At 59.9% G+C, this 21,641-nt stretch carries 20 protein-coding genes; 13 read left to right on the top strand and 7 right to left on the bottom strand.

Annotated features, from left to right (window positions below; translation table 11 throughout):
• Positions 1 to 71 precede the first annotated feature (71 nt).
• The 3 genes from DWW51_RS05465 to DWW51_RS05475 all read left to right on the top strand — a co-directional run bounded on the left by DWW51_RS05465 (position 72) and on the right by DWW51_RS05475 (position 2,858).
• On the top strand, positions 72 to 1,382 hold the full coding sequence (locus tag DWW51_RS05465) for an O-acetylhomoserine aminocarboxypropyltransferase/cysteine synthase family protein (protein ID WP_117773768.1): 1,311 nt from the start codon (positions 72 to 74) through the stop codon (positions 1,380 to 1,382).
• A gap of 312 nt (positions 1,383 to 1,694) precedes the next feature.
• Entirely contained in the window at positions 1,695 to 2,471 is a 777-nt protein-coding gene (locus DWW51_RS05470) for a hypothetical protein (protein WP_117773769.1), read from the top strand.
• Between the two features lie 180 nt (positions 2,472 to 2,651).
• Positions 2,652 to 2,858: a hypothetical protein gene (locus DWW51_RS05475; protein ID WP_117773770.1), complete on the top strand. Its 207-nt coding sequence runs from the start codon at positions 2,652 to 2,654 to the stop codon at positions 2,856 to 2,858.
• 109 nt (positions 2,859 to 2,967) lie between these two features.
• Here the strand turns inward: DWW51_RS05475 and DWW51_RS05480 are convergent, their stop codons facing one another.
• Entirely contained in the window at positions 2,968 to 3,882 is a 915-nt protein-coding gene (locus DWW51_RS05480; RefSeq protein ID WP_231501582.1) for a ketopantoate reductase family protein, read from the bottom strand.
• Positions 3,883 to 4,004: 122 nt separating this feature from the next.
• Positions 4,005 to 4,775, bottom strand: a complete 771-nt coding sequence (locus DWW51_RS05485; protein ID WP_117773772.1) for a cyclase family protein — start codon at positions 4,773 to 4,775, stop codon at positions 4,005 to 4,007.
• A gap of 162 nt (positions 4,776 to 4,937) precedes the next feature.
• On the opposite strand from DWW51_RS05485, the gene DWW51_RS05490 reads away from it, so the two are divergent.
• The 6 genes from DWW51_RS05490 (at position 4,938) to DWW51_RS05515 (ending at position 11,498) form a co-directional block, all read left to right on the top strand.
• Complete coding sequence (locus DWW51_RS05490) at positions 4,938 to 6,128, top strand: aldo/keto reductase (RefSeq protein WP_117773773.1); 1,191 nt, start codon at positions 4,938 to 4,940, stop codon at positions 6,126 to 6,128.
• A 90-nt stretch (positions 6,129 to 6,218) separates the two neighbouring features.
• Positions 6,219 to 7,238: a Gfo/Idh/MocA family protein gene (locus tag DWW51_RS05495; protein WP_117773774.1), complete on the top strand. Its 1,020-nt coding sequence runs from the start codon at positions 6,219 to 6,221 to the stop codon at positions 7,236 to 7,238.
• 144 nt (positions 7,239 to 7,382) lie between these two features.
• Positions 7,383 to 8,249, top strand: coding sequence for a deoxyribonuclease IV (locus DWW51_RS05500; RefSeq protein WP_117773775.1), 867 nt, complete (start codon positions 7,383 to 7,385; stop codon positions 8,247 to 8,249).
• A gap of 147 nt (positions 8,250 to 8,396) precedes the next feature.
• Entirely contained in the window at positions 8,397 to 9,257 is an 861-nt protein-coding gene (locus DWW51_RS05505; RefSeq protein ID WP_117773776.1) for an ABC transporter substrate-binding protein, read from the top strand.
• Positions 9,258 to 9,374: 117 nt separating this feature from the next.
• Positions 9,375 to 10,736: an ABC transporter permease subunit gene (locus DWW51_RS05510; RefSeq protein WP_231501583.1), complete on the top strand. Its 1,362-nt coding sequence runs from the start codon at positions 9,375 to 9,377 to the stop codon at positions 10,734 to 10,736.
• A 12-nt stretch (positions 10,737 to 10,748) separates the two neighbouring features.
• Complete coding sequence (locus DWW51_RS05515; protein ID WP_117773777.1) at positions 10,749 to 11,498, top strand: amino acid ABC transporter ATP-binding protein; 750 nt, start codon at positions 10,749 to 10,751, stop codon at positions 11,496 to 11,498.
• Between the two features lie 132 nt (positions 11,499 to 11,630).
• Here DWW51_RS05515 and DWW51_RS05520 read toward each other — a convergent pair whose 3' ends face one another.
• Both DWW51_RS05520 and DWW51_RS05525 read right to left on the bottom strand, forming a co-directional pair.
• Complete coding sequence (locus tag DWW51_RS05520) at positions 11,631 to 12,050, bottom strand: flavodoxin (protein ID WP_117635437.1); 420 nt, start codon at positions 12,048 to 12,050, stop codon at positions 11,631 to 11,633.
• A 46-nt stretch (positions 12,051 to 12,096) separates the two neighbouring features.
• Positions 12,097 to 12,801 carry a DUF3793 family protein gene (locus tag DWW51_RS05525; protein ID WP_117773778.1) on the bottom strand — a complete coding sequence of 235 codons (705 nt, stop codon included), beginning with the start codon at positions 12,799 to 12,801 and terminating at the stop codon, positions 12,097 to 12,099.
• Between the two features lie 174 nt (positions 12,802 to 12,975).
• On the opposite strand from DWW51_RS05525, the gene DWW51_RS05530 reads away from it, so the two are divergent.
• Together DWW51_RS05530 and DWW51_RS05535 are read left to right on the top strand one after the other, a co-directional pair.
• Positions 12,976 to 13,359 carry a heavy-metal-associated domain-containing protein gene (locus DWW51_RS05530; protein WP_117773779.1) on the top strand — a complete coding sequence of 128 codons (384 nt, stop codon included), beginning with the start codon at positions 12,976 to 12,978 and terminating at the stop codon, positions 13,357 to 13,359.
• 273 nt (positions 13,360 to 13,632) lie between these two features.
• Positions 13,633 to 14,559 (top strand): hypothetical protein, encoded by a 927-nt coding sequence (locus DWW51_RS05535; protein ID WP_147344035.1) that lies wholly within the window; start codon positions 13,633 to 13,635, stop codon positions 14,557 to 14,559.
• Between the two features lie 193 nt (positions 14,560 to 14,752).
• Here DWW51_RS05535 and DWW51_RS05540 read toward each other — a convergent pair whose 3' ends face one another.
• Entirely contained in the window at positions 14,753 to 16,015 is a 1,263-nt protein-coding gene (locus DWW51_RS05540; RefSeq protein WP_117773781.1) for an IS30 family transposase, read from the bottom strand.
• Between the two features lie 193 nt (positions 16,016 to 16,208).
• On the opposite strand from DWW51_RS05540, the gene DWW51_RS05545 reads away from it, so the two are divergent.
• Positions 16,209 to 17,795 (top strand): hypothetical protein, encoded by a 1,587-nt coding sequence (locus DWW51_RS05545; protein WP_117773782.1) that lies wholly within the window; start codon positions 16,209 to 16,211, stop codon positions 17,793 to 17,795.
• On the opposite strand, the gene DWW51_RS05550 is transcribed toward DWW51_RS05545, so the two are convergent.
• Positions 17,792 to 18,217 carry a hypothetical protein gene (locus DWW51_RS05550; RefSeq protein ID WP_231501584.1) on the bottom strand — a complete coding sequence of 142 codons (426 nt, stop codon included), beginning with the start codon at positions 18,215 to 18,217 and terminating at the stop codon, positions 17,792 to 17,794. The genes DWW51_RS05545 and DWW51_RS05550 overlap by 4 nt on opposite strands.
• Positions 18,210 to 19,781 (bottom strand): DNA repair protein, encoded by a 1,572-nt coding sequence (locus DWW51_RS05555; protein ID WP_117773784.1) that lies wholly within the window; start codon positions 19,779 to 19,781, stop codon positions 18,210 to 18,212. Before DWW51_RS05555 ends, DWW51_RS05550 begins: the two co-directional genes overlap by 8 nt.
• 146 nt (positions 19,782 to 19,927) lie before the next feature.
• Between DWW51_RS05555 and pgi the strand changes: the two genes are divergently transcribed.
• A complete protein-coding gene (gene pgi, locus DWW51_RS05560; protein WP_117773785.1) occupies positions 19,928 to 21,622 on the top strand; it encodes a glucose-6-phosphate isomerase in 1,695 nt (564 codons plus the stop codon).
• The last annotated feature ends 19 nt before the right edge of the window (positions 21,623 to 21,641 follow it).

The raw sequence follows: 21,641 nt of genomic DNA on the forward strand, positions 1-21,641 counted from the left end.
GTCGGCGTGATCAGGAGACAGCGACTTACTTCTCTCTTTTTATTTACTTTTGTTCGATCAAGGAGATCATCATGAGCCAGTTCATCAACAACCCCGAGCACACCTTTGGTTTCGATACCCTGCAGCTTCACGTTGGCCAGGAGGGCGCCGATCCCGCATCCGACTCCCGCGCTGTGCCTATCTACCAGACCACGAGCTATGTGTTCCGCAACTCCCAGCACGCCGCCGACCGCTTTGGTCTTGCCGATGCTGGTAACATCTACGGCCGTCTGACCAACTCCACCCAGGGCGTCTTCGAGGACCGTATCGCCGCACTCGAGGGTGGCGTGGCAGGTCTCGCCGTCGCCTCCGGTGCTGCTGCCATCACCTATACCCTGCAGGCGCTTGCCCAGGCCGGTGACCACGTGGTGGCTCAGAAGACCATCTACGGTGGCTCCTACAACCTGCTGGAGCATACGCTCTCCCAGTTTGGCGTCGAGACCACCTTCGTCGATGCCCATAACCTGGAAGAGGTCGAGGGGGCCATCAAGGACAACACCACGGTCATCTATCTCGAGACGCTCGGCAACCCCAACTCCGACATCCCCAACATCGACGCCATCTCCGAGATCGCCAAGAAGCACGGTCTGCCGGTTGTCGTCGACAACACCTTCGGCACCCCGTATCTGTTCCGTCCGCTGGAGCATGGTGCCAACATCGTCGTCCACTCCGCAACCAAGTTCATCGGCGGCCACGGCACCTCGCTGGGCGGTGTGATCGTCGACGGCGGTAACTTCGATTGGAAGGCGAGCGGAAAGTACGCCCAGATCGCCGAGCCCAACCCCTCCTACCACGGCGTTTCGTTTGCCGAGGCTGCCGGTCCCGCCGCCTTTGCAACCTATGTCCGCGCTATCCTGCTGCGTGACGAGGGCGCCTGCATCAGCCCGTTCAACGCCTGGGTCCTGCTTCAAGGCACCGAGACTCTGTCGCTGCGCGTTGACCGTCATGTCGAGAACACTAAGAAGGTCGTTGAGTTCCTGGCTGGTGACAGCCACGTCGCCAAGGTAAACCATCCGAGCCTGCCTGAGCACCCCGATCACGAGCTCTATCAGAAGTACTTCCCCAACGGCGGCGCTTCGATCTTCACCTTTGAGATCAAGGGTGGCCAGGAGGCCGCCTGGAAGTTCATCGATCATCTGCAGGTGTTCTCGCTGCTCGCCAACGTGGCCGACGTCAAGTCGCTCGTCGTGCACCCGGCTACCACCACGCACTCCCAGCTCTCTGCCGAGGAGCTCGCCGAGCAGAACATCACGCCCTCCACGATTCGTCTTTCCATCGGTACCGAGAACGCCGAGGATATCATTTGGGATCTGAAGCAGGCCTTCGCCGCGCTGGACGAGTAAGGCGACTTGTGCAAGGACCCCTTGCGACTCGATAGGTATAACTGCATAAAATGCCTGCTCAAGGCGCCTGCGCAAGCAATGGTTGCGCAGGCGCCTTTTTTGCATAGGGAGGGCGCTATTACAGGGTTTTTGGCATGCTTTATGCATTCGAGTTGTGGAAAACTCCTGTTGAGAGGATGTGAGTTTTACGCAATCGACGTGCGCCTTTTGAGTAAAACCGCAGGTCGCGATTTGCTCGGGGTACTATGCAGCGCGATCGAATCACACGCAGCTCAAACGCAGCAAAAACGCACTACGGAGGTTTCCGGCTACATGAGGATCGATTCACGAAAATCGAAAGCCGCTGCCCTTTCCGCCGCTCTGACCGTGGCGCTTTTGGCGGGCGCTGGCGCAACTGATGCCCACGCGGCAACACTGTCCGATACGGTTGGATCTACGCCGTCCGAGGCGACGCTGGTACAGCCCGTTGACTATCGCGGCGATGGTTATGGTTCCATGCAGGAGTGGAACGCCTCGATGGAGGTCAAGCGCGATTCCCTGGAGATGCGCGCTCAGATCATTATGAATATGTATGGCGACTATGCTACCGATGACGAGCGCGCTGTGTTGCAGGGTTGTATCGACGGTGCAGGTAGCCTGTTGACGATGGGGGAGGTCGACGCCAAGTCGACCGAGCTCGACGAGCTGCGCACTGCGCTTGAGGATGCCAAGCGCGAAGCGCTCGAGGCTGCCGCGGCCGAAGCCGAGGCTGCTGAGGCCGCCCAGGCTTCGTACTACAACGCCGGTTACGCTCCGTCCTACGCGTCTGCCGCGTCCTACGCGAACGGATCGGGCCTGACGCGCTCTGCGGGTGTAAATAACTACAACGGGCGTCGTGAGACCTATTACAGCAGCAACGTGCTTTATCACTATCGCACGGGCGAATGGACTCAGGATTCTGAGGGCTTCTGGCGCGATTCCGACGGCTATTACGTTGTTGCCGCGGGCGATATGGCCCAGGGCTCGACCTTTACGGGCTCCAAGGGTGATTGCAAGGTCTATGACTCCGGCTGCGCTGCCGGAACCACCGACTACTACACCGGTTGGTAATGCAAAATAGGCACATGATGGGCGGGCGTCTTTACTGAGCTTTTAGGCAACGTAAAGCCGCCCGTTCTTTATGTGCGTTTGAGTTAACAGAGCCCTTACCGTGGCGGTACGCTGGGCGTATGGATGCGGGACACACTAGTTCTTGAGAAATAAGGTCTTTCTCTTGGAGGAAGTGGTCTTGTGAATGCTCGAGATATTGCCGTTGCCGCCGTCGCGTTGATGCTTGGCTGCCTTGGTCCCACGGCCGCGCTTGTCGCGGGCATGCAGGGGACATGCGGGGCTGCTCCTATCGTGGTCGGCGCGCTGATCGCGGCCACGCTGCTGGGAAGCGCCGGTGTTGTCCTTTGTCGCGACGATGAGGACCAGGCGTCGGAGTCGCAGCTCTAACCGTTCTGAAGCTGATTTTTGGCCAAAGATGAAAAAGGAAGCCGCCGCGAGGGGAGTGTCCCTTGCGGCGGCTTTGCCATTGGATCTGTTTGCTGCAGTATGCCGAGCACTACCAGCTGCTTTCTATTTCGCGAATCCTCTGGTAGAGCCAATCGTTTTGCGGCACTTGGATATCGTGTTTGGCGGCCAGGCGGCAAATGGTGCCCGCGAACTCCTCGACTTCGGTTTTTCGTTGTGCAATGCGGTCTTGAGCCATCGAGGGCATACCAGCGGGGTCGATTCCCTCGATGAGGTGCACCATTTGCGTCAGGTCTGCTTCGGTCAGCTCAACGCCCTCGGCGTTGGCGACCGCAAGCGTTTCGCGCATGGCGGAAACAAAGCAGCGGCGCTGCTCGGAGCCCGGCTCCGTGGCGCTTCCGTAGGTCCCGCCGCAGGCCATGCAGGTCTGGTTGATGCCGTCGTTGAGCATGAGTTTGGCCCACATGCGGTGGGCGATGTCGTCCTCGACGGTATGGGCGATGCCGCAGCGCGTATAGAGCTCGTCGATAGCGGCGACGGTCGCGGGGCCGGTGCCGGCGGCTGCACCAAAGCGGATTTCGCCCGCATTGGTAAAGGTGAGCGCGCCGTTGAGGAATACGGCGTCCATGCCCTGGCAGATACCCAGGACGGTATGCTCCCAGCCAAAGCGTTCGGCAATCTTTTGCTCGCTCGTAATGCCGTTGCACAGCGAGGCGATGAGCGTGTTGGGTCCCACGACACGCTCCATAGTCTTGAGTGCTTGGTCGAGACCGGTGGTCTTGACCGTCAGGATGACCAGATCGGCGGGCGCTGCCTCGCTGGCGCGGACGGACTTGAGTGCACAGGGCTTGCCGTTGATGGTAAGCGCATCGTTTGCGTGACGCTCGAAGCGTGCATCGTCCATGACGTATTCGACGGCGTCATTGCCGAGGGCCTTGGCAATCATGCTGCCGTAGAGCAGGCCGACGCCGCCCTTGCCGATAAAGGCGACCTTGTTGATCTGCATGTGAATCATCTCCCCATATAAAAGGCGCCCGCGTAAGGGGCGCCTGATGGATTGTATGCTGCCAGGGTGATTGGTGGGTGCGCGGGGCGCTGTTATGAAAAAGAAACTATTGCGCTGTGCGCTTATGCCGCGGGGCAGATCGCAAAAACGCGTGCGGGATATCCAACGCCATCGCGCACCTTGGGGAAGGTGCAGAAGATGACGGCGCCTGTGGCGGGAAGCTCGTCCAGATGGTCCATGACCTCGATCTGGTAACGGTCGACCGAGAGGATGTATTGCTCGCCGGGATAGGGATAGGCATCCTCGCGCGTGGTCACGGATGCGGGGTCGGTGTCTGCCGGTTCGTGACCGATGGCGCCGATGTTGCGCTCTTCTACAAGCCATTTGATGGCGTCGAGGTCCCAGCCGGGGTAGTGAGGCTGGCCGTCCTCGTCCTTGTTTTCGAGGTCAGCGAGCTTGGACCAGTCGGAGCGGAAGGCGACAAAGGCGTCCTCGGGAATGCGGCCGTGCTCGGCCTCCCAAGCCTTGAGGTCATCGACGGTCAGGACGAAATCGGGGTTTGCGGCGCACTCCTCGTGCTTGTCGATGACGCAGAGCGGATGCATAAACTCGATAGGTTTAATCTCGCCAAGGGAACGGCCATCGACATGGAAGTGGCGCGGTGCGTCGACGCGGGTACCGTACTGCGAGGCGACCGAATACTGGAAGCATCGCATGGGCGCGAGCATGTCTTCGGGCGTATCGGGCAGGTAGTCGAAGAGCTTGGTGGACTCAAACGGCTTAAAGCCAAACCAGTGCGGGGTGTCGCACGAGAGCGTGTGGGTGAGGTCAACCCAGCGATAATCGGTGCTTTTGAGCTGGGATGCGAGATTCCAAAGGTCGAGCGCGGGCATGGGTGGCTCCTTTCATCGGGCTTTTTGCTGATGTTAAAGCGCTGGCGTGACGGCTCGATTTCTGCTGCGTTACGATACGTTCTCGATTGCGATTCCGATGTGTTTCGATGACGTGACGGGTTTGTTTCGCCTTGTCAGGGTTTCGATGGGAGGGGAGGGGCCGTGCAATATCGCGTTGACCCCAAAAGCGGCAACCGTATCTCGGCGTTGGGGCTGGGCTGCATGAGGTTTCCCGGTGCGCCGGGACGCCCGGATGCGAAGACCGCCGACGCCATCATCTCCCGTGCGGTGGAGCAGGGGATTAACTACCTGGACACGGCCTATCTCTATCCCGGCAACGAGGCGTGCGTGGGTGCGTCGCTTAAGCGCCTGGGCTTGCGCGACCAGGTTTTGCTCGCGACCAAGCTGCCGCATGCTTCGTGCAAATGCGCAGAGGATTTCGACCGGTTCTTCGACGAGCAACTGCGTCGCCTGCGGACCGAACATATCGACTATTACCTCATGCACAACATTACCTCGCCCGCCCAGTGGGAACGTGTGGCGGCGTTGGGCATCGAAGACTGGATCGCGCGTCAAAAGGCGGCGGGGCGCATTCGCCAGATTGGTTTTTCGTACCACGGCAGCGCGGCGGACTTCCTTACGATGCTTGACGCATATGACTGGGATTTTTGCCAGATCCAGTACAACTATGCCGGCGAGCATTACCAAGCGGGAACGGCGGGACTCATGGCGGCTGCGGAGCGCGGGCTCGCGGTGTTTGTGATGGAGCCGCTGCTGGGCGGTCGTCTAGCGGGTAAACTGCCGCCGCGGGCCCGCGCCGTGCTCGATGGTGCCCGTGACCCGCATTTGCGCACTCCTGCCGCCTGGGGTCTTTCGTGGGTGTGGAATCATCCTCAGGTGACGATGCTGCTTTCGGGTATGACCGATACCGCGCAGGTGGATGAGAACGCGGTGTTGGCCGATCGGGCCCTGCCGGATTCGATGACAGCTACTCAGCTCGATGCCATCGCGCACGTGCTGACGGAGTTTGAAAAATCGAATCGCGTGCCCTGCACGGGATGCGGCTATTGCATGCCGTGCCCTAAAGGCATCAATATCCCTGGATGTTTTGCCGCCTACAACGCAAGCTATGCGCACAGCTGGTTTACGGGCCTATCGCAGTACTTCACGGCGAGCGCGGTGCGTACAAGCGAGGCCAAGCTGGTGGGCAATTGCGTCAAGTGCGGCAAATGCGCGCGCCACTGCCCGCAGCATATCGATATCCCCGAGCGTCTCGATGACGTGCGCCGACGCTTCCAGCCTGGCCCCGTAACGGCCATGCTTAAAGTCTTCGGCAAAACGCGCTCCTCATGACCCTTTTATATCTTGTGATGTAATAGTTCCTGTTTGCGGCAGAATAGGGCTTAAACAGGGACTATTCCACCGCAACTGAAGGGGGCTGTCGTGGGCCATCGGGATTCATGTGATGATTCGCGTGAGGTTCGTTGGGGCATTTTGGGCGCTGGGCACATTTCTCATCGATTTGCATCGTCGCTCAAGAAGGTCGACGGGGCACGGCTGGTGGCTGCGGCCGGCCGCACTCCTGCGCATGTCGAGGAATTTTGCCGAGCGTTTTCGATCGATGCTGCGCATGGCCATGCCTCGGTCGACGATAACGGCGATGCGGCTTATGACGCGCTGATTGCCGACCCCGATGTCAACGCAATCTACTTGGCTCTTCCGCATGGCATGCATACGCGTTGGGCCTGTCGCGCGCTGCGCGCCGGAAAGGCCGTGCTGTGCGAAAAGCCGGCCGTTTTGAGTGAGGAAGAGGCTCTCTCGATTGCCTCCACCTCTCGCGAGCGCGGCGTGCTGTTTATGGAGGCGATGAAGAATCGGTTTTGCCCGATGCGCACTCGCGTGAAAGACTTGCTTGCGTCGGGTGAGCTTGGCCGTATTGTCTCGATTGAAAGCGTGCAAAAGCTCGATTACGGCGAGTCTCCTTCGGGCTATCTGCTTGATCCGTTGCAGGGCGGCTGTCTATATGACATGGGCTGTTATGCGGTCGGTTGGTTTGAGGATTTGCTCGCGGGCGCGTGCGAGGTTTCGTCCCGTGAAGTTCGCTGGCGTGACGTATCAGGCGGCCGTGTCGATTGGGCCGACGAGATCCATATGAGCGTCGGCGGTATACCCATTCATATGGTGTGCGACGGCAAAGCAGCATATGAAAGCAGCTTAACGATTGCCTGTGAGCGGGGCTCGTTGGAAATCGAGCGTCTCCATCGCCCCGAGCTCGCCCATGTGAAGTACTCCGACGGACGAATGCTCGAAATTAATGCCCCGTTTGATGTCGATGATTTCTACGGCGAAATTCAGCATGCGACGCAGCTCGTCCAGACGGGAGAGCTTGAAAGCCCCGTTATGCCTCTTGCCGCCACGCAGCGCTGCGCGCAGATAATCGATGCGATTCGCTTGACGCTCTAGGCTGCGGTGCTGCTGCTCAAGGGGGCTCGGCGGACCGTGCCCCTGATGCCCCTTTTATATCTTGCGGTGGAATACGGTCTGTTTGCGCCAAAATAAGGCACCAATAGACCGTATTTCACCGCAACTGATGAGGGGGAGCTGGAGATGCTAACGATCGGGTGTCATCTTTCGACGACGAAGGGCTATCGGGCAATGGGGGAGACGGCGTTGTCCATTGGTGCCAATACCTTTGCGTTCTTTACGCGCAACCCGCGCGGTGGCAAGGCAAAAGACCTTGACATGGATGACGTGGCGGCTCTGCGCGAGCTTATGGCGCAAAACGACTTTGGACCGCTGGTGGCGCATGCCCCGTATACCTATAACCCCTGCTCCGCTAAGGAGCGAGCGCGCGAGTTTGCCTTGGAGGCTATGGCGGAAGATTTGCAGCGTCTGGAAGCACTGCCCGGCAACTACTACAACTTCCATCCCGGTGCGCATGTGGGACAGGGGGCAGACGCCGGCATTCAGATGATTGTCGACACGCTGTGCCAGGTGATGTTTGAGGGACAGCAGACGACGGTATTGCTCGAGACCATGGCAGGCAAGGGCACCGAGGTGGGCCGTAGCTTTGAAGAGCTGGCGTGCATTATCGAGGGCGTTGCCGCCAAGTGCCCAGAGCTGTCCGATAAGCTGGGCGTTTGTTTGGACACCTGCCATGTGAACGATGCCGGCTACGACATCATCCATGATCTGGACGGCGTACTCGACGAGTTCGATCGCGTGGTGGGTATCGATCGCTTGCATGCTGTACACATCAACGATTCGAAGAACCCTTGTGGCGCCCATAAAGATCGTCACGAGTGCATCGGCAAGGGATACCTTGGCAGCGAGGAATTTGGTGGCGGTATGCAGGTTATGCAGAATATTGTATCGAATGGCCGTTTGCGTTCACTGCCGTTTATTTTGGAGACTCCGAACGAACTTGCAGGTTATGCAGCTGAAATTAGACTATTAAGGTCATTGCAGCAGTAATGACTGTCATAAAGTAGAGTATTCCATTCACGTTATGGGTTTGTTTCAATCAGTTTTCTCATTGCAGATTCGTAATTCCGGGTGCATAATAGCCAACAGTTTTTGCAGACCTCTGAATCAAACGAGGTCACCGGAAGGAGACTGATTATGAAGCTCAAGAAGCTTGGCGCATTTGCCGCCACGGGTGCCATGGCGCTCGCCCTTGCTCTGACGGGCTGCGGCTCGTCCAACGCCACCTCTGGTTCTGATGCCGGTTCCAGCAGCTCTGACGACGCTAAGGTCGAGAAGGTCGACGGCTCCAAGGAGTACGCACTCGTCAAGGACGGCACGCTGACCGTCGGCACCTCTGCCGAGTACGCCCCGTTTGAGTACAAGGACGACAACGGCGATTATCAGGGCTTTGACCTTGAGCTTATCAAGGCTATCGGCGACAAGCTGGGCCTGGATGTCGAGTACGTCAACAATGACTTTGACACGCTGGTTCCGGGCGTCGCTTCGGGTGCCAAGTATGACGTCTCCATCGCGGCTATCACTGACACGCCCGAGCGTGAGAAGGAAGTCACTTTCTCCGATTCCTACTACATGGACGATCAGGCCATCGTGACCAAGGTCGATAACGCCGACATCACGGCTGACAACTACAGCGAGAAGCTCAACAACGCCGACGCTACCATCATCGTCCAGTCTGGCTCGACCGCCGAGGCCTTTGCCCAGGAGAACTTCCCCAAGGCCAAGATCGTCCCCTACAAGGATGCTACCGAGTGCTTCAGCGCCTTGCAGTCCGATAAGGGTGACGCCGTAGTCACCAACCGTTCCGTTGCCAGCCAGCTGACCGCCGAGCAGTTCAACACCTGCCAGACCATCAAGCAGATCAGCACCGGCGAGGAGTACGCCATCGCCATCAACCAGGGCAACACCAAGCTCAAGGACGACATCAACCAGGCCATCAAGGACCTGACCGATGACGGTACCGTTGACGCCCTCATGGCTAAGTACAACATCAAGTAAAATAGCTACTTGATTGTGCGCGGGCCCTTTCCGTTTTGCGGAGAGGGCCTTTGCGCTTCTCTTGACGGAGAGTGTTTCCGTCTCGTTTTGCCGGCAACTTCTACGATAGGAGCCACCTTGTCTCGACTGAACAAAGGGGCCGCGGAGCAGCGTTTTTCACTGCCCGCCTTGCTCCAAAAGCTAGCCTGCGTCATGGCCGTGGCGCTCGCGCTGGTGTGCGCGGGGGCATATGCGCCCACGACCGCCCAGGCGCTTGAGACCGCAAAGATTACCGCCCGACCCAACACCGGTTCGGGCAGCGCTGTGGTCGGCGGCACCGAGACGCGCATTACCTGGGAAGTTCAGGCCGATGCCGACGAGGAGCTGAGCGGTCTTTCTTTGACGTTTGTCGACGGCACGACGTTTGGTACCGATGACACGCGATTGACGATGCTCTCGGGCGAGGACCTCATGGATCGTACGCCCATGAAACCCACGTGCAAGGCTGACGGCCAGACGCTCAAGATCGATTTTGGCGAGACGGCGCCTGCCGGCGGCTTTTTCCGTGTCGAGGTTTACGGCGTGACCTTCCCCGTCGAGGGCGGCGATGAGGCCTTTAGCGGCACCTATACGCTCGCCGACGGGTCGACCAAGAAGATCTCCAAGATTCCGTCGGTGGAGATCAAGGGCGTGACGGCCTTCGATAACTTCTTGGCCGACCTTAAAGAGCAGCCGTGGGTCGAGGCCTGGAACTCCAATATGTTCCTGCGTCTGTTCCTGAACCCGGTCATTTTGGTCCAGAGCCTGCCGATCGTCTTTAAGGGCTTCCTCATGTCGCTCTCGATCGTGCTTGTTGCGTTTCCGCTGGCTATTCCCTTTGGCTTCGCCCTGTCGCTCATGCGCATCTCCAAGTCGCGCATCTTGCGCTGCCTTGCCGGCATCTACGTGAATATCATCCGCGGCACGCCGGCGTTCCTGCAGATCTATATCGCGTTCTTTGGCCTGCCGCTGGCCGGCGTCAAGGTGGATGATTATGTCCTGGGCGTCATCGTCATGGCCATGAACTCGTCTGCGTATCTGTGCGAGATTTTCCGTGCCGGTATTCAGTCGATCCCTAAGGGGCAAAATGAGGCTGCTCGCTCGCTGGGCATGAATGCCTTCCAGACACTGCTCTACGTGATGATTCCACAGACGTTCCGCAATGTTCTGCCTACGCTGACCAGCGAGTTTATCCTGCTCTACAAGGACACGTCGCTGCTTGCCGCTGTTGGTGTGGTCGAGATCGTCATGAACGCCCGTACCATCGTGGCCACGACGGGCTCCATCACGCCGTATGTGGTTGCCGCCCTGTTCTATCTGGTCATTACCCTGCCGCTTGCTCGTTTGGTGAGCGGCCTTGAGGCGAGGCTTCTGGGTACGGCCGAGACAAAAAAGAAGCGTCCGGCCAAGAGCGCCGGACAGGTTGTCGCGACGCCCGCCGATCATATCGCCGGTCTGTAAGGAGGTCCCAGTATGAGTGAAACGAATTCCAACGAGGTCGTCGTCAGCATCAACAATCTCCAGAAGGCTTTTGGCGATAACGTGGTCCTGCGCGATATCGATCTGGATGTGCATAAGGGCGAGGTTGTCGTAGTTCTGGGTCCCTCGGGCTCGGGTAAGTCGACGATGCTTCGCTGCATCAACCGTCTTGAGCATCCCACGAGTGGCTCGATTGTCGTTGAGGGTGTGGACGTGTGCGCCAAGGGCGTCGATCTTAACAAGGTGCGCACGCATCTGGGTATGGTGTTCCAGCAGTTTAATTTGTTCCCGCACCTGTCAGTCAAAAAGAACGTCATGCTTGCGCAGCAAAAGGTGCTCAAGCGCAGTAGGGAAGAGGCCGAGAAAATTGCCGTCGAGGAGCTGACCAAGGTCGGTCTTGCCGAGCGTATCGACTTTATGCCGAGCCAGCTCTCGGGCGGTCAGCAGCAGCGCGTTGCCATCGCCCGCGCCCTGTCGATGAACCCGCACGTCATGCTCTTTGACGAGGCCACCTCGGCGCTCGACCCCGAGCTCGTGCGCGACGTCCTGGGTGTCATGCGCGACCTGGCACGCGACGGCATGACCATGATCGTCGTGACGCACGAGATGGGCTTTGCCCGCGATGTCGCCGACCGCGTCGTCTTTATGGACGGCGGCGTCATTGTGGAAGAGGGTACGCCGAGCGAGGTCTTCGACCACCCCAAGAGCGAGCGCACCAAGGCGTTCTTGGGAAATATCTCGTAGCGGCGCGTCGAAATTGTCGATATAACAAACGGGGATCGGATAGTATCCGGCCCCCGTTTTTGTTTGGGCATGAGCGACTGTTGTTGTGCGGTGCTCGGCTGTTAGTTGCCTTGCGACTTTCTGGCGGCTTCGTTAGGCCAGCTCCGCTCCCAGGGCCTTGCAGGCCGCCTCGCCCTCATCGTCGGGCGCATCGTAGCAGATGGTGGAGTCCACGACGTTGACGCCGGCCTCGTCGGCGTCGGCTTTCCAGTTATCCATCCACTCGCCCTCGGCCCACGAATAGGAGCCAAAGAGGACGACCTTCTTGTCGCCGAGGACTTCCTTGACCTCATCCCACATCGGCTGGAACTCGTCGTACTCGAGCTCCTCGGACCCCATGGCGGGGCAGCCGAAGGCGAAGGCGTCATAGTTGGTGACCTTGTCGGCAGAGAAGTCGGCGCAGGAGATGACCTCAGCCTCGGCACCCGCGGACGTGGCGCCTTCGGAGACGAGGTTTGCCATGGCCTCGGTGTTGCCCGTGCCGCTCCAGTAGACGACGGCGATCTTGCTCATGTTGAGTCCTTTCAGTTGTGCGGCAGGTTGCCGCGGCTTCTATGTTCTATCGGGTTGCCTGGGCAAGTTGCGCCAAGCTGCAGCCCTGCTGATAGACAAAGGTGAGGTATTGAGTGCAAGCGCGGTAGGCGTCAAACATCGCAAGCGCTTGCTCGACATTCGTGTAGACCTTCCAGGCCCCAAAGACCTTGTAGTTCTCGCCGCGCTGGACGATAAACTCGTGCACGTCGTCGTAGGGATATCCAAGGAAGTAGCCTATTTCGTGCGGAAACTCGCAGGTGCAGTCGTTGCTGCAGCTAGCTTGCTGGGGTAGTGCGCATCGAGTCTGGCTACAAGCGCATTCCGCGACGTTATTGCTCGCGAGCGTGATGCGTGATGCCAAATGCACAAGGCATGTCGAAAGGTCTCTCGTGTCGTAGCCTTCCGAGGCGAGCGCTGTTTGGGCGCGAGGGTCTGCGAAATAGGTGGCGAGGCTTTTGGCTCGGTACACGTACACGAGTGCTCCGCAGGGCCGCCAGACCAAAACACTCAGGTGGATGCCGAACGGATTAAGCTCGTGATTGCACCGGGCGATAACGTTGAGCAGTCGTGCTCGGCGATCTGTGATTGGCGCGGTCGCGTCCGAACCATCCTGATGGGCGTAGACGCCGGGATAGGTAAAGAGCGATGCCGGTTTGATGCCCGCGAGCGTGGGGGAGCAGTTGCGCACGACTGCTGCCTGAAACGTTGGGATGTCTATGGTTCGAGTCACGGCGCTCCTTACGGATTTAACCTGTTAGCCTAGGAAAACTTATACATGAAAGTAAACCATGGTCAACAAAAAAGTTTGAAGAGGGAAACTAATTGACCGAACGGACATGATTTTGGGTTAAGATGGGGACACCCCATGGGGGTATCTAGATAGGGCTACTTGAAAGGGAAACGCATGAGTGACTTGCTCAACCCTGCGAATCTCATCGTGCTGGCCGTCATTGCCGTCGGCATGTTTTTTGGACTGCGTCGCATTGCCGCTTCGACACACGGGAAGAGTTGTTGCAGCGATGGCGCGAGCGGCAAGAAGGCCAAGAAGGTAGTGGTTTCGGATACCGATCCGTCCCACTACCCCTATAGCGATGAGCTGCTCATCGGCGGCATGAGCTGTGACGGCTGCGCTCAGAATGTAGCCAATGCCCTCAATGCGTTGGACGGCGTGTGGGCTACGGTGACGTATGCGGACCACACAGCACGCGTACGCTCGAAGCTCCCGGTTGATCGCGACACACTCGAGACGGCGGTGAGGGGCGCGGGCTATTACGTTATGAAAATGTAGGTGTTGCCCTCTCCGGTGGATACCGGCCTCCTGCTCATTGTGACTATCGACATCCAAAAATTTGCGCAAAAAATAACCTTTAGATGCGGCAAAAGTGGAGTTTGGTGACGGTTTGCGCGGAATTCGCTACCAATCGAGCATCTATTAACCCGTCCAAAAAATTACAGGTGTATATTTATACGCTGATTATTGCTGTGCTCAGATTGCAATTAACCGTGGACAGAAATGAAGAATGCTAAAGCTGGGCTTTAGGACAGGGGAGGTTATAGCCTTATGAGACGAGTGGGAGCACTTGGCTTGGTGGCAGCGCTTGCCGCTATCTTGGTATCGCCGCTGCCGGCGCATGCCGAAGACGCTTCGGGTGCCGTTACCTACAATGCGGGAAATGGGTATTCCTTTGAGAAGCTCTCGCATCCTACGGTAGGAACGTCGCAGCCGGATGGCATCGTCGACTACCAGGGTAACGGTGCCGTTGCCGTTCCGGGCGCCGATGGTAATACGGCCAACAACGAAGGCGATCGCGGCCAGAGCTACACTTGGGCGGCTGCGAGCTATGGTGACTGGCTTTATGTGGGCACCTGCTATGCGGCGATGGGCAACACGCTGACGCTCATGAACGGCACGCTGGGCGATTCCTTTGATGCCGAGACCATGCGCCTGACGCTGGAGGCCATGTTTAACGGCACCTTCTTCTATGGACAGCAGAAGGAGGACGGCACGGCCGACAAGGACAGCGGCGGCATCTTGGTCAAGATCAATACCAAGACCGGTGAGACCAAGCTGCTGCTCTCTGATTCGCTCAACGGCGTCGCTCCTTTGTTCCGCAATGCCGTGAGCTATAAGGGCAAGCTTTATTTCTGCGGCAGCGTCAGAACCAATGGCGGCAAAAGCGGCCTGCCTGCTGTATATGAGATCGATCCTAAGACGGACGAGTTCAAAGTTGTCTATAAGGGCCTTTCGAGCATGCAGGATTACGGTGCTGCCTACAAGCAGGGCATTTCTACCGGTATCCGCGGCATGTGCGTCCATGATGGCCAGCTCGTCATCAGTAATGTGGGTAAAGACGCGGCCGGTAACTTTGTGTCGACAATCCTGACGTCGTCTGACCCGTCGAAGGGCCAGGACAGCTTCACCGAGATTGCCAACTCGGGCACGCTGTTTAACTATCGGTTGATTTTCAATCTCAACGCAACAGCCTGAACGGGCCCCGCGTTTCCGCAGCTAGCGCAACGCGGGAATAGCTCCCGGCACCTGGCCGTCGCATCGTTTCCGCAGGTGGAGAGGCTATGGAGGCCGGTGCCCCCATGCCGCCGCCGCATGCTCCGCCAGCCCGCCGCGCAGCCGTTCCGGACTCAGCGCAACGGGCCCTCCGGCCCATGTCCCGGCCCGCCGCCTATCCCGCCAGCGGCCCCTCGCCCCTCGCGGCCCTGGCCCTGTCGATGCAGCCGGGCGTGAGGTCGAGCTCGCCGGGCGCCAGCTCCTCTATCCCGAACGCGTCCATGAGGGCGGAGGCGTCCTCCCCGAGGGCCATCCGCAGCACGCGCGCCGGCGTCAGGAACCCGAGCGCCCCCCTCGGCTCGGAGTTCACCTGCGACATGAGCAGCGCGCAGTCCGCCGCCGTCAGCCGGTCGAACCTGGCCCCGGCGCCCTTGGGCAGCAGCTTCCTGATCTCCACGTGGTTCTTCTCGCACGCGCCCTTCTGCTGGCTCTGCCGGGGGTCGCAGTAGAAGAGCCTGGTCTCGCCGTCCCGCTCGCCGATCAGCGCCGCGATGGCGCCCTCGTCGGCGAACTCGCTCCCGTTGTCGGTGAGCACGGCGCCGAAGGCGCGCCTCGCGCCGTCCTCGCCGAGGACCCCGCGCAGGGAGGAGAGCGCCGCCAGGACCGAGGCGCACGTGCCGTCCGGCAGCGGCAGGGCCAGCTGGAAGCGGCTCGGGCGGTGCAGGAGCGTGAGGAGCCTGGCGGAGTCGCCCCTGGGGCCCTCGACGGTGTCCATCTCCCAGGCCGCGGCGCAGGCGTCCTCTCCGAGCGCGAGGAACGACGCGTGCGACCTGCGCGACGAGTGGGACGTCGCCCTCCCCGGGGCCCGGCGCGACCTCGGCCTGTAGCCGACCTTGCGCCTGAGCTCCATGTTCGTCATGCCGTCGTAGCCGGCGTCCACCCACCTGTAGACGGTGGAGGCGCTGAGCCCGGGGGTCGTCGCCGCTATCTGCTGCGGGGAGAGCCCGCGCGCGAGCCCGTCCCTGATGGCCGCGAGCTTGGCGGCGGCGCCCTCCTCGGTCTCGTCGATCCCGGACCTGCTCGCCGAGAGCTCGGCGTCGGCCGCCTCCTGCGCCCTCCTGGCGCTGTAGAACACCCTGGGCCTCCTCGAGCAGCCGTAGCCCCTCCTGTGCGAGCAGCCGTTGCAGCACCTCGGCCACGCGGAGAGCCTGGGGCAGGCCCCCGAGAGGTCCGCGGGCGCGGGCTCGCCGTAGCGCGAGCGCGGCGCGGTGACGTAGCGGTGCGCCGCGACCTCCCTGGTCACGGTCGAGGGCGACCTGCCGAGCTCCGCGGCGATATCGCGGGCGCTGCGGTTGCGGTCGAGCATCCTCTCGACCGTGTTCCTCTCGTGCCTCGTGAGCCTCCCGTACGACCTCCCGGACGGCTTGGGTCTGGACATTTCGGCCTCCCTCCATCGCGGGCCGGGGGATTCCGGCCCCTCTGGGGTTGCCTACCCGGATTCGCGACTCAGGACTCAGCGCAACGCGTTGCGCTGAGTCCTGAGGCTGTTGCAATGAAGATGAGAATCAAGGCTGTTTAACTATCCGGCGATTCGCTATCAGGACAGCATCTACGGCGGTGCCATTTGGGATATGGTCTCGTACAATGGCCATCTCTATGCGACCATTTGCACCGGTACGCCTGAGAACGCTCCCGATGATAATTCCATGCAGTCGTTCGCCATGGTCCGTGGCGACAAGAACGCCGACGGCAGCTATTCGTGGACTCCCATTGTTGGCGATCAGGAGACGGACGGTGCAAAGTACTGCTTTGGCATCGATCCTGCCCGCACCCGTTCTGGCGCTGCCAACCTCATCGTCTACAACGACTACCTCTATATCGGTGAATATAACGACGAGGAGATTGCCCTCGAGCGCATCCTGTTCAACAAATCCAACACCGAAGAGGGCGGCAAGAGCGGCATGGGCGGCGTTGACTGCTCGTTTGTGAATGCCAATCTTGAGCAGTCGGTCAACATCTATCGCATGGACAAGAACGAGAACATGGAGCTCGTTGTTGGCGATCCCACCGACATGTTCCCCGAGGGCGGTATTTCCGGCCTGGCTTCGGGCTTTGGCCGAAACGAGAACCAGTACATTTGGCGCATGCAGAAGTTCGACGGCAAGCTGTATATCGGTACCTTTGATACCGCGAGCCTGCTTGAGCCGATCGGCCAGTTCTCCAATGGCGACATTATCGATATGACGCCCGAGGAGTGGAACTCTCAGGTTCAGCGCCTTAGGGACCTGCTCGATCACCTGCTCGACAAGAAATCGCCTGACGACCCCATCGTTCCCGTGAACACGCTTGCGGACGATGATTCAAACGAGGCCGTCGAGGTCGATGACGAGAAGGCTGAGGCCGTCGAGGCCGATGACGAGAAGACCGAGGTCGCTAAGGGCTTTGGCGACCTGAGCGATGCGCTGGAGGATTCCGCGGGCGACCTTTGCGATCAGGCCGCGACGATGTCCCAGGACGTTGAGGACGACGCCGCTTACGTCCAGAAGATCGATGGCGAGATCGCGTACTTCAAGTCCTTTGCCGACCAGTATCAGGACATGCTCGATAGCTATGAGAGCCTGAAGCAGCAGTACGAGGATGCCTATGGCACCGAGCTGCCGGGCGATATTCAGGATGCGCTCGATAAGCTGCTGAGTAAGGAGAACCTCAAGAAACTGCAGAGTGTCCTTACGTGCATGTCTTACCTTCGCAATGCCGAGCGTGGCTTTGATATGTATGTGACCGAGGACGGCGTGAACTTTACGACGCTGACGACCAATGGCTTTAACGATCCGTATAACCATGGTCTGCGCACCTTTGCGGTGACCAACCAGGGTCTGTGCCTCGGTACCGCCAACCCGTTCAATGGCTGCCAGGTTTGGATCCAGCGCAAGGAGAATTCTGAGAATCCGATTGATCCCGGTACTCCGGATCCGACGGAACCCACAAATCCTTCGCAGCCGGGTGGCGGCGATCAGCCTGGTGGCAGCCAGACGGGCGGCAACGGCCAGTCGAGCAGCACCACGACGACCGTTTCGACGACCACTAAGAAGACTCCGAAGGACGGCTCGCTGCCTCACGCTGGCGACTCGACCCTCACGCTGGTCTTGGGATTGCTGGTTGCAGCTGCCGCAGTGCTTGGCATTGCTCTCGTCTTGCGCAAGCGTTCTCGTCGCTAGGCTCGACCACGCAGCTCGATGCCTTGGATGTCGTCGAAGTTGATGGCGATATCCCTGAGTTTGAGCAGCTTGAATGCGGGTAACACTTCGTCGAGGATGCCCGTGCGGCTACGATAGCCGTACATATCGTAATAGGTGACGCGCACCAAGTCGCCGCGTTTGAGGCCCTCGAGCTTTTTCGAAAGCTCGAGGGCTTTTTCTTCCGTGAGTTCGCATTTGGGCTCAACAGTGATTTCTTGTTTGCGCACGAGCTCGTAGTATCCCGTGAGGGCGGCAAAGGGCATAAACTGCGCGGCACGGCCGGCGCGGACGGCGCCGTTGGCGGTGAGCTTGGGGTCGGAGGAGCGACGTCTTCCCTCGGGGTCCGCTAGACGTTCAAAAGGCGTCGGTGGCCGCATCGGCTGTTGTTGGGACTTAGGCACGATGTCCTCCTACCTGATCGTTGCGTTCGCGTGCGGTGGCGCCGGCGGTGAAGCTTAATCCCTTGACGAGCGCGTTCTTGCCGTACTTGCCCTTCACGGCCAGGACAGCGCGCGCCAGGTCGCGCTCGCGCTCATCGGCCTTAACATCGCTGAACAGGTCGATAGTGGTAAATTCCTCGGGCATGAGGTTGCCAAATCCCAGGTTGATGCGCTTGACCGGTCGTTTGGGATCGACAGTCTGCGCCCAGAGCTCATCGAAATAGCCCATGATCTTCTTAAACGAATTGGTGCGCTCGGGCAGCTTGCGCGAGGCGTTGGAGTGCGCAAAGAGCGCGGCATAGCCACCACGCGGCTTGCCGCCGTGTTCGCCCACAAAGATGCCGTCAATCGCCTGTGCCTCTCGCACCAAACGTCGGCGTTCGTCGTCGCGTTGGACGGGCTTGGGCGCGCGGGGCGTGAGCTCGGGGCCGTCGGTTGCGGCGGGTTCGATGCTCGACGTGCTCGAACGCAAATGCCCGCATCCGTCTACATATTGTGCTGTGCCGCTGGCGTCGAGGCGGCGTATGTCGGCGCGCTCGCTCGCGTAGCCTACAAAGAGCGAGATACTGTTGCACACCACGTGCTTATCGACTAAGTCCAGCACAGCGTTGTCGACCATCTCGCGCAAGACGGTGTAGGCCTGTTCATAGGCATAGCCTTTCGAGAGCACCTGTCCTGTGGTAGTTGAGGTTGCCTGCGGGCGATAGGCCTGAATATCGGCGATAGTTGTCGGCTCGCGCCCAAAGGCGTGGTCGATAAGATACTCGGCATTGACGCCGAGCTCGTCGTAGAGCAGGTTTTCGTCGAGCGCCGCGACGCCCATCAGATCGTAGACGCCGTATTTTTCGAGTCGTGCTGCCACGCCGGGCCCAATGCCCCAGATGTCGGTGATGGGGCGATGGGGCCAGATCTCCTTGCGAAAGGTCTCGTCATCGAGTATGCCGATGCGGCTGGGTACGTGCTTGGCGGTAATGTCGAGTGCCACCTTGGCCTGGAATAGGTTGGGGCCGATGCCAACCGTTGCCGTGATGCCGGTGCGCGCCAGGACCTCGTCGCGCAACATGCAGGCGAAGCCTTCAGCGTCGGTGTGATAGAGGTCCAGATAGGGCGTCACGTCGATAAAGCATTCGTCGATGGAGTAGACGTGCACGTCCTGTGGGCTGACGAATTCCAGATAGATACCGTAGATTTGCGCCGACACCTCCATGTAGTGCTGCATGCGCGGTACGGCCTTGATGTAGTCGATACCGTCGGGAATCTCGAACAGACGGCAGCGGTTGTGTATTCCGAGGTCCTTCATAGCCTGCGTGATGGCGAGACAGATGGTCGTTCGTCCGCGCGATTCGTCGGCAACGACCAGGCGCGTAGTGAGGGGGTCGAGGCCTCGGTCGACGCACTCGACGCTGGCATAGAACGTCTTAAGGTCGATGCAGATGTAGGTGTGACGCTCGTGCCCCACGCGTCCTCCCATCAAACACATGTTCTTATCGAATACATGTTCGATAATACCGGCTTGCGCGGACATCGTCAAAACCTGTCCCTTTTTGGTCGGTTGCCGTTTGGGGGCCGATTGGCAACGCTCGCTGATTATAGTCTTGACCTGCGCTAGAATAGTGGCATCTGAATGTCCGGGCGCATGGAGGCGTGCGCCCGTATGCTGAGGAGGACTCTATGGCAACTGTTGCCGCACCTATCGATGCTACGTCGACTGACGCTTGGAAGGCGCTCGAGGCTCATCAGGAGAAGCTCGAGGCCGAGGGTATCGACCTCAAGGCCTGGTTCGCCGCCGATCCCGAGCGTGTGAACAAGCTGAGCTTTGACGCCGGTGACCTGCACTTCGACCTGTCCAAGAACCTGGTGACCGACGAGACCGTCAAGCTGCTGTGCGATCTTGCCCGCGAGGTGAAGCTCGAGGAGCGCCGTGACGCCATGTTCTCCGGCGAGCACATCAACACCACCGAGGACCGTGCCGTCCTGCACACCGCGCTGCGCCGCCCGGCTAGCGAGAAGGGGCAGCTCGTCGTCGACGGCCAGGACGTTGTCGCCGACGTGCACGAGGTCCTCGACCGCATGTACGCCTTCGCCGAGCGTGTGCGCTCCGGTGAGTGGAAGGGCGTTACCGGCAAGAAGATCGAGCACCTGGTGTCCATTGGCATCGGCGGCTCCGACCTGGGCCCGGTCATGGCGTACGAGGCCCTGCGTCCCTATGCCGACGCCGGTATCGATTGCCGCTACATCTCCAACATCGACCCCAACGATCAGGCAGAGAAGCTCAAGGGCCTGGACCCCGAGACCACGCTTGTGATCATCGTCTCCAAGACCTTCACCACGCTCGAGACCCTCACCAACGCCCGCGAGGTCAAGACCTGGATGCTCGAGCAGCTCAAGGCTCAGGGCGCCATCGACGGCTCCGATGAGCAGAACGCCGAGGCCGTGGCAAAGCACTTCGTCGCTGTCTCCACCGCACTCGAGAAGGTTGAGGCCTTCGGTATCGACCCCGCCAACGCCTTCGGTTTCTGGAACTGGGTCGGCGGCCGTTATTCCGTTGACTCCGCCGTGGGCCTGTCGCTGATCGTCGTGCTCGGCCCCGAGCGCTTCCAGCAGTTCCTCGAGGGCTTCCATGCTATCGATGAGTACTTCTGCAATACCCCGCTCGAGAACAATGCCGTCGCGCTGATGGGCCTGCTCAACGTCTGGTACGTCAACTTCTTCGGTTCCAAGAGCCATGCCGTGCTTCCGTACTGCCAGTACCTGCACCGTTTCCCGGCCTACCTGCAGCAGCTCACCATGGAGTCCAACGGCAAGCATGTCCGCTGGGACGGCAGCGCCGTGACCTCCGACACCGGTGAGATCTTCTGGGGCGAGCCCGGCACCAACGGTCAGCACGCCTTCTACCAGCTGCTGCACCAGGGCACCGTGGTGGTCCCGGCCGACTTTATCGCTTTCGCCAACACTGCCAACCCCGCAACCGACAGCGGCCAGGATGTCCACGAGCTGTTCCTGGGCAACTTCCTGGCCCAGACCAAGGCACTCGCCTTTGGTAAGACGGCCGATGAGGTGCGCGCCGAGGGCACGCCCGAGCAGATCGTCCCGGCCCGCTGCTTTGAGGGCAACCGTCCGACGACCTCGATTTTTGGCGACACGCTGACCCCGTTCGCGCTCGGCGAGCTCATCGCCCTGTACGAGCACATTACGTTTGTCGAGGGCACGGTCTGGGGCATCGACTCCTACGACCAGTGGGGCGTCGAGCTGGGCAAGCAGCTTGCCAAGCAGATTACCCCGGCCTTCCACGACGACGCCGCCAAGGCCGAGCAGGACGCTTCGACCCAGGCGCTCATCGAGTTCTACCGCGCGCATCGCAAGTAGTCGCTGCTGTTAACGCATC

It is taken from the genome of Collinsella sp. AF15-51, assembly GCF_003462845.1.
In the GTDB taxonomy this organism is placed as follows: Bacteria; Actinomycetota; Coriobacteriia; order Coriobacteriales; family Coriobacteriaceae; genus Collinsella.

What these genes read in the sequence shown, in the direction of transcription:
- DWW51_RS05465 (WP_117773768.1), top strand. Translation starts at nt 72, where the DNA reads ATGAGCCAGTTCATCAACAACCCCGAGCACACCTTTGGTTTCGATACC.
- DWW51_RS05470 (WP_117773769.1), top strand. Translation starts at nt 1,695, where the DNA reads ATGAGGATCGATTCACGAAAATCGAAAGCCGCTGCCCTTTCCGCCGCT.
- DWW51_RS05480 (WP_231501582.1), bottom strand. Translation starts at nt 3,882, where the DNA reads ATGCAGATCAACAAGGTCGCCTTTATCGGCAAGGGCGGCGTCGGCCTG.
- DWW51_RS05485 (WP_117773772.1), bottom strand. Translation starts at nt 4,775, where the DNA reads ATGCCCGCGCTCGACCTTTGGAATCTCGCATCCCAGCTCAAAAGCACC.
- DWW51_RS05500 (WP_117773775.1), top strand. Translation starts at nt 7,383, where the DNA reads ATGCTAACGATCGGGTGTCATCTTTCGACGACGAAGGGCTATCGGGCA.
- DWW51_RS05505 (WP_117773776.1), top strand. Translation starts at nt 8,397, where the DNA reads ATGAAGCTCAAGAAGCTTGGCGCATTTGCCGCCACGGGTGCCATGGCG.
- DWW51_RS05515 (WP_117773777.1), top strand. Translation starts at nt 10,749, where the DNA reads ATGAGTGAAACGAATTCCAACGAGGTCGTCGTCAGCATCAACAATCTC.
- DWW51_RS05520 (WP_117635437.1), bottom strand. Translation starts at nt 12,050, where the DNA reads ATGAGCAAGATCGCCGTCGTCTACTGGAGCGGCACGGGCAACACCGAG.
- DWW51_RS05530 (WP_117773779.1), top strand. Translation starts at nt 12,976, where the DNA reads ATGAGTGACTTGCTCAACCCTGCGAATCTCATCGTGCTGGCCGTCATT.
- DWW51_RS05535 (WP_147344035.1), top strand. Translation starts at nt 13,633, where the DNA reads ATGAGACGAGTGGGAGCACTTGGCTTGGTGGCAGCGCTTGCCGCTATC.
- DWW51_RS05540 (WP_117773781.1), bottom strand. Translation starts at nt 16,015, where the DNA reads ATGTCCAGACCCAAGCCGTCCGGGAGGTCGTACGGGAGGCTCACGAGG.
- DWW51_RS05545 (WP_117773782.1), top strand. Translation starts at nt 16,209, where the DNA reads ATGGTCTCGTACAATGGCCATCTCTATGCGACCATTTGCACCGGTACG.
- DWW51_RS05555 (WP_117773784.1), bottom strand. Translation starts at nt 19,781, where the DNA reads ATGTCCGCGCAAGCCGGTATTATCGAACATGTATTCGATAAGAACATG.
- pgi (WP_117773785.1), top strand. Translation starts at nt 19,928, where the DNA reads ATGGCAACTGTTGCCGCACCTATCGATGCTACGTCGACTGACGCTTGG.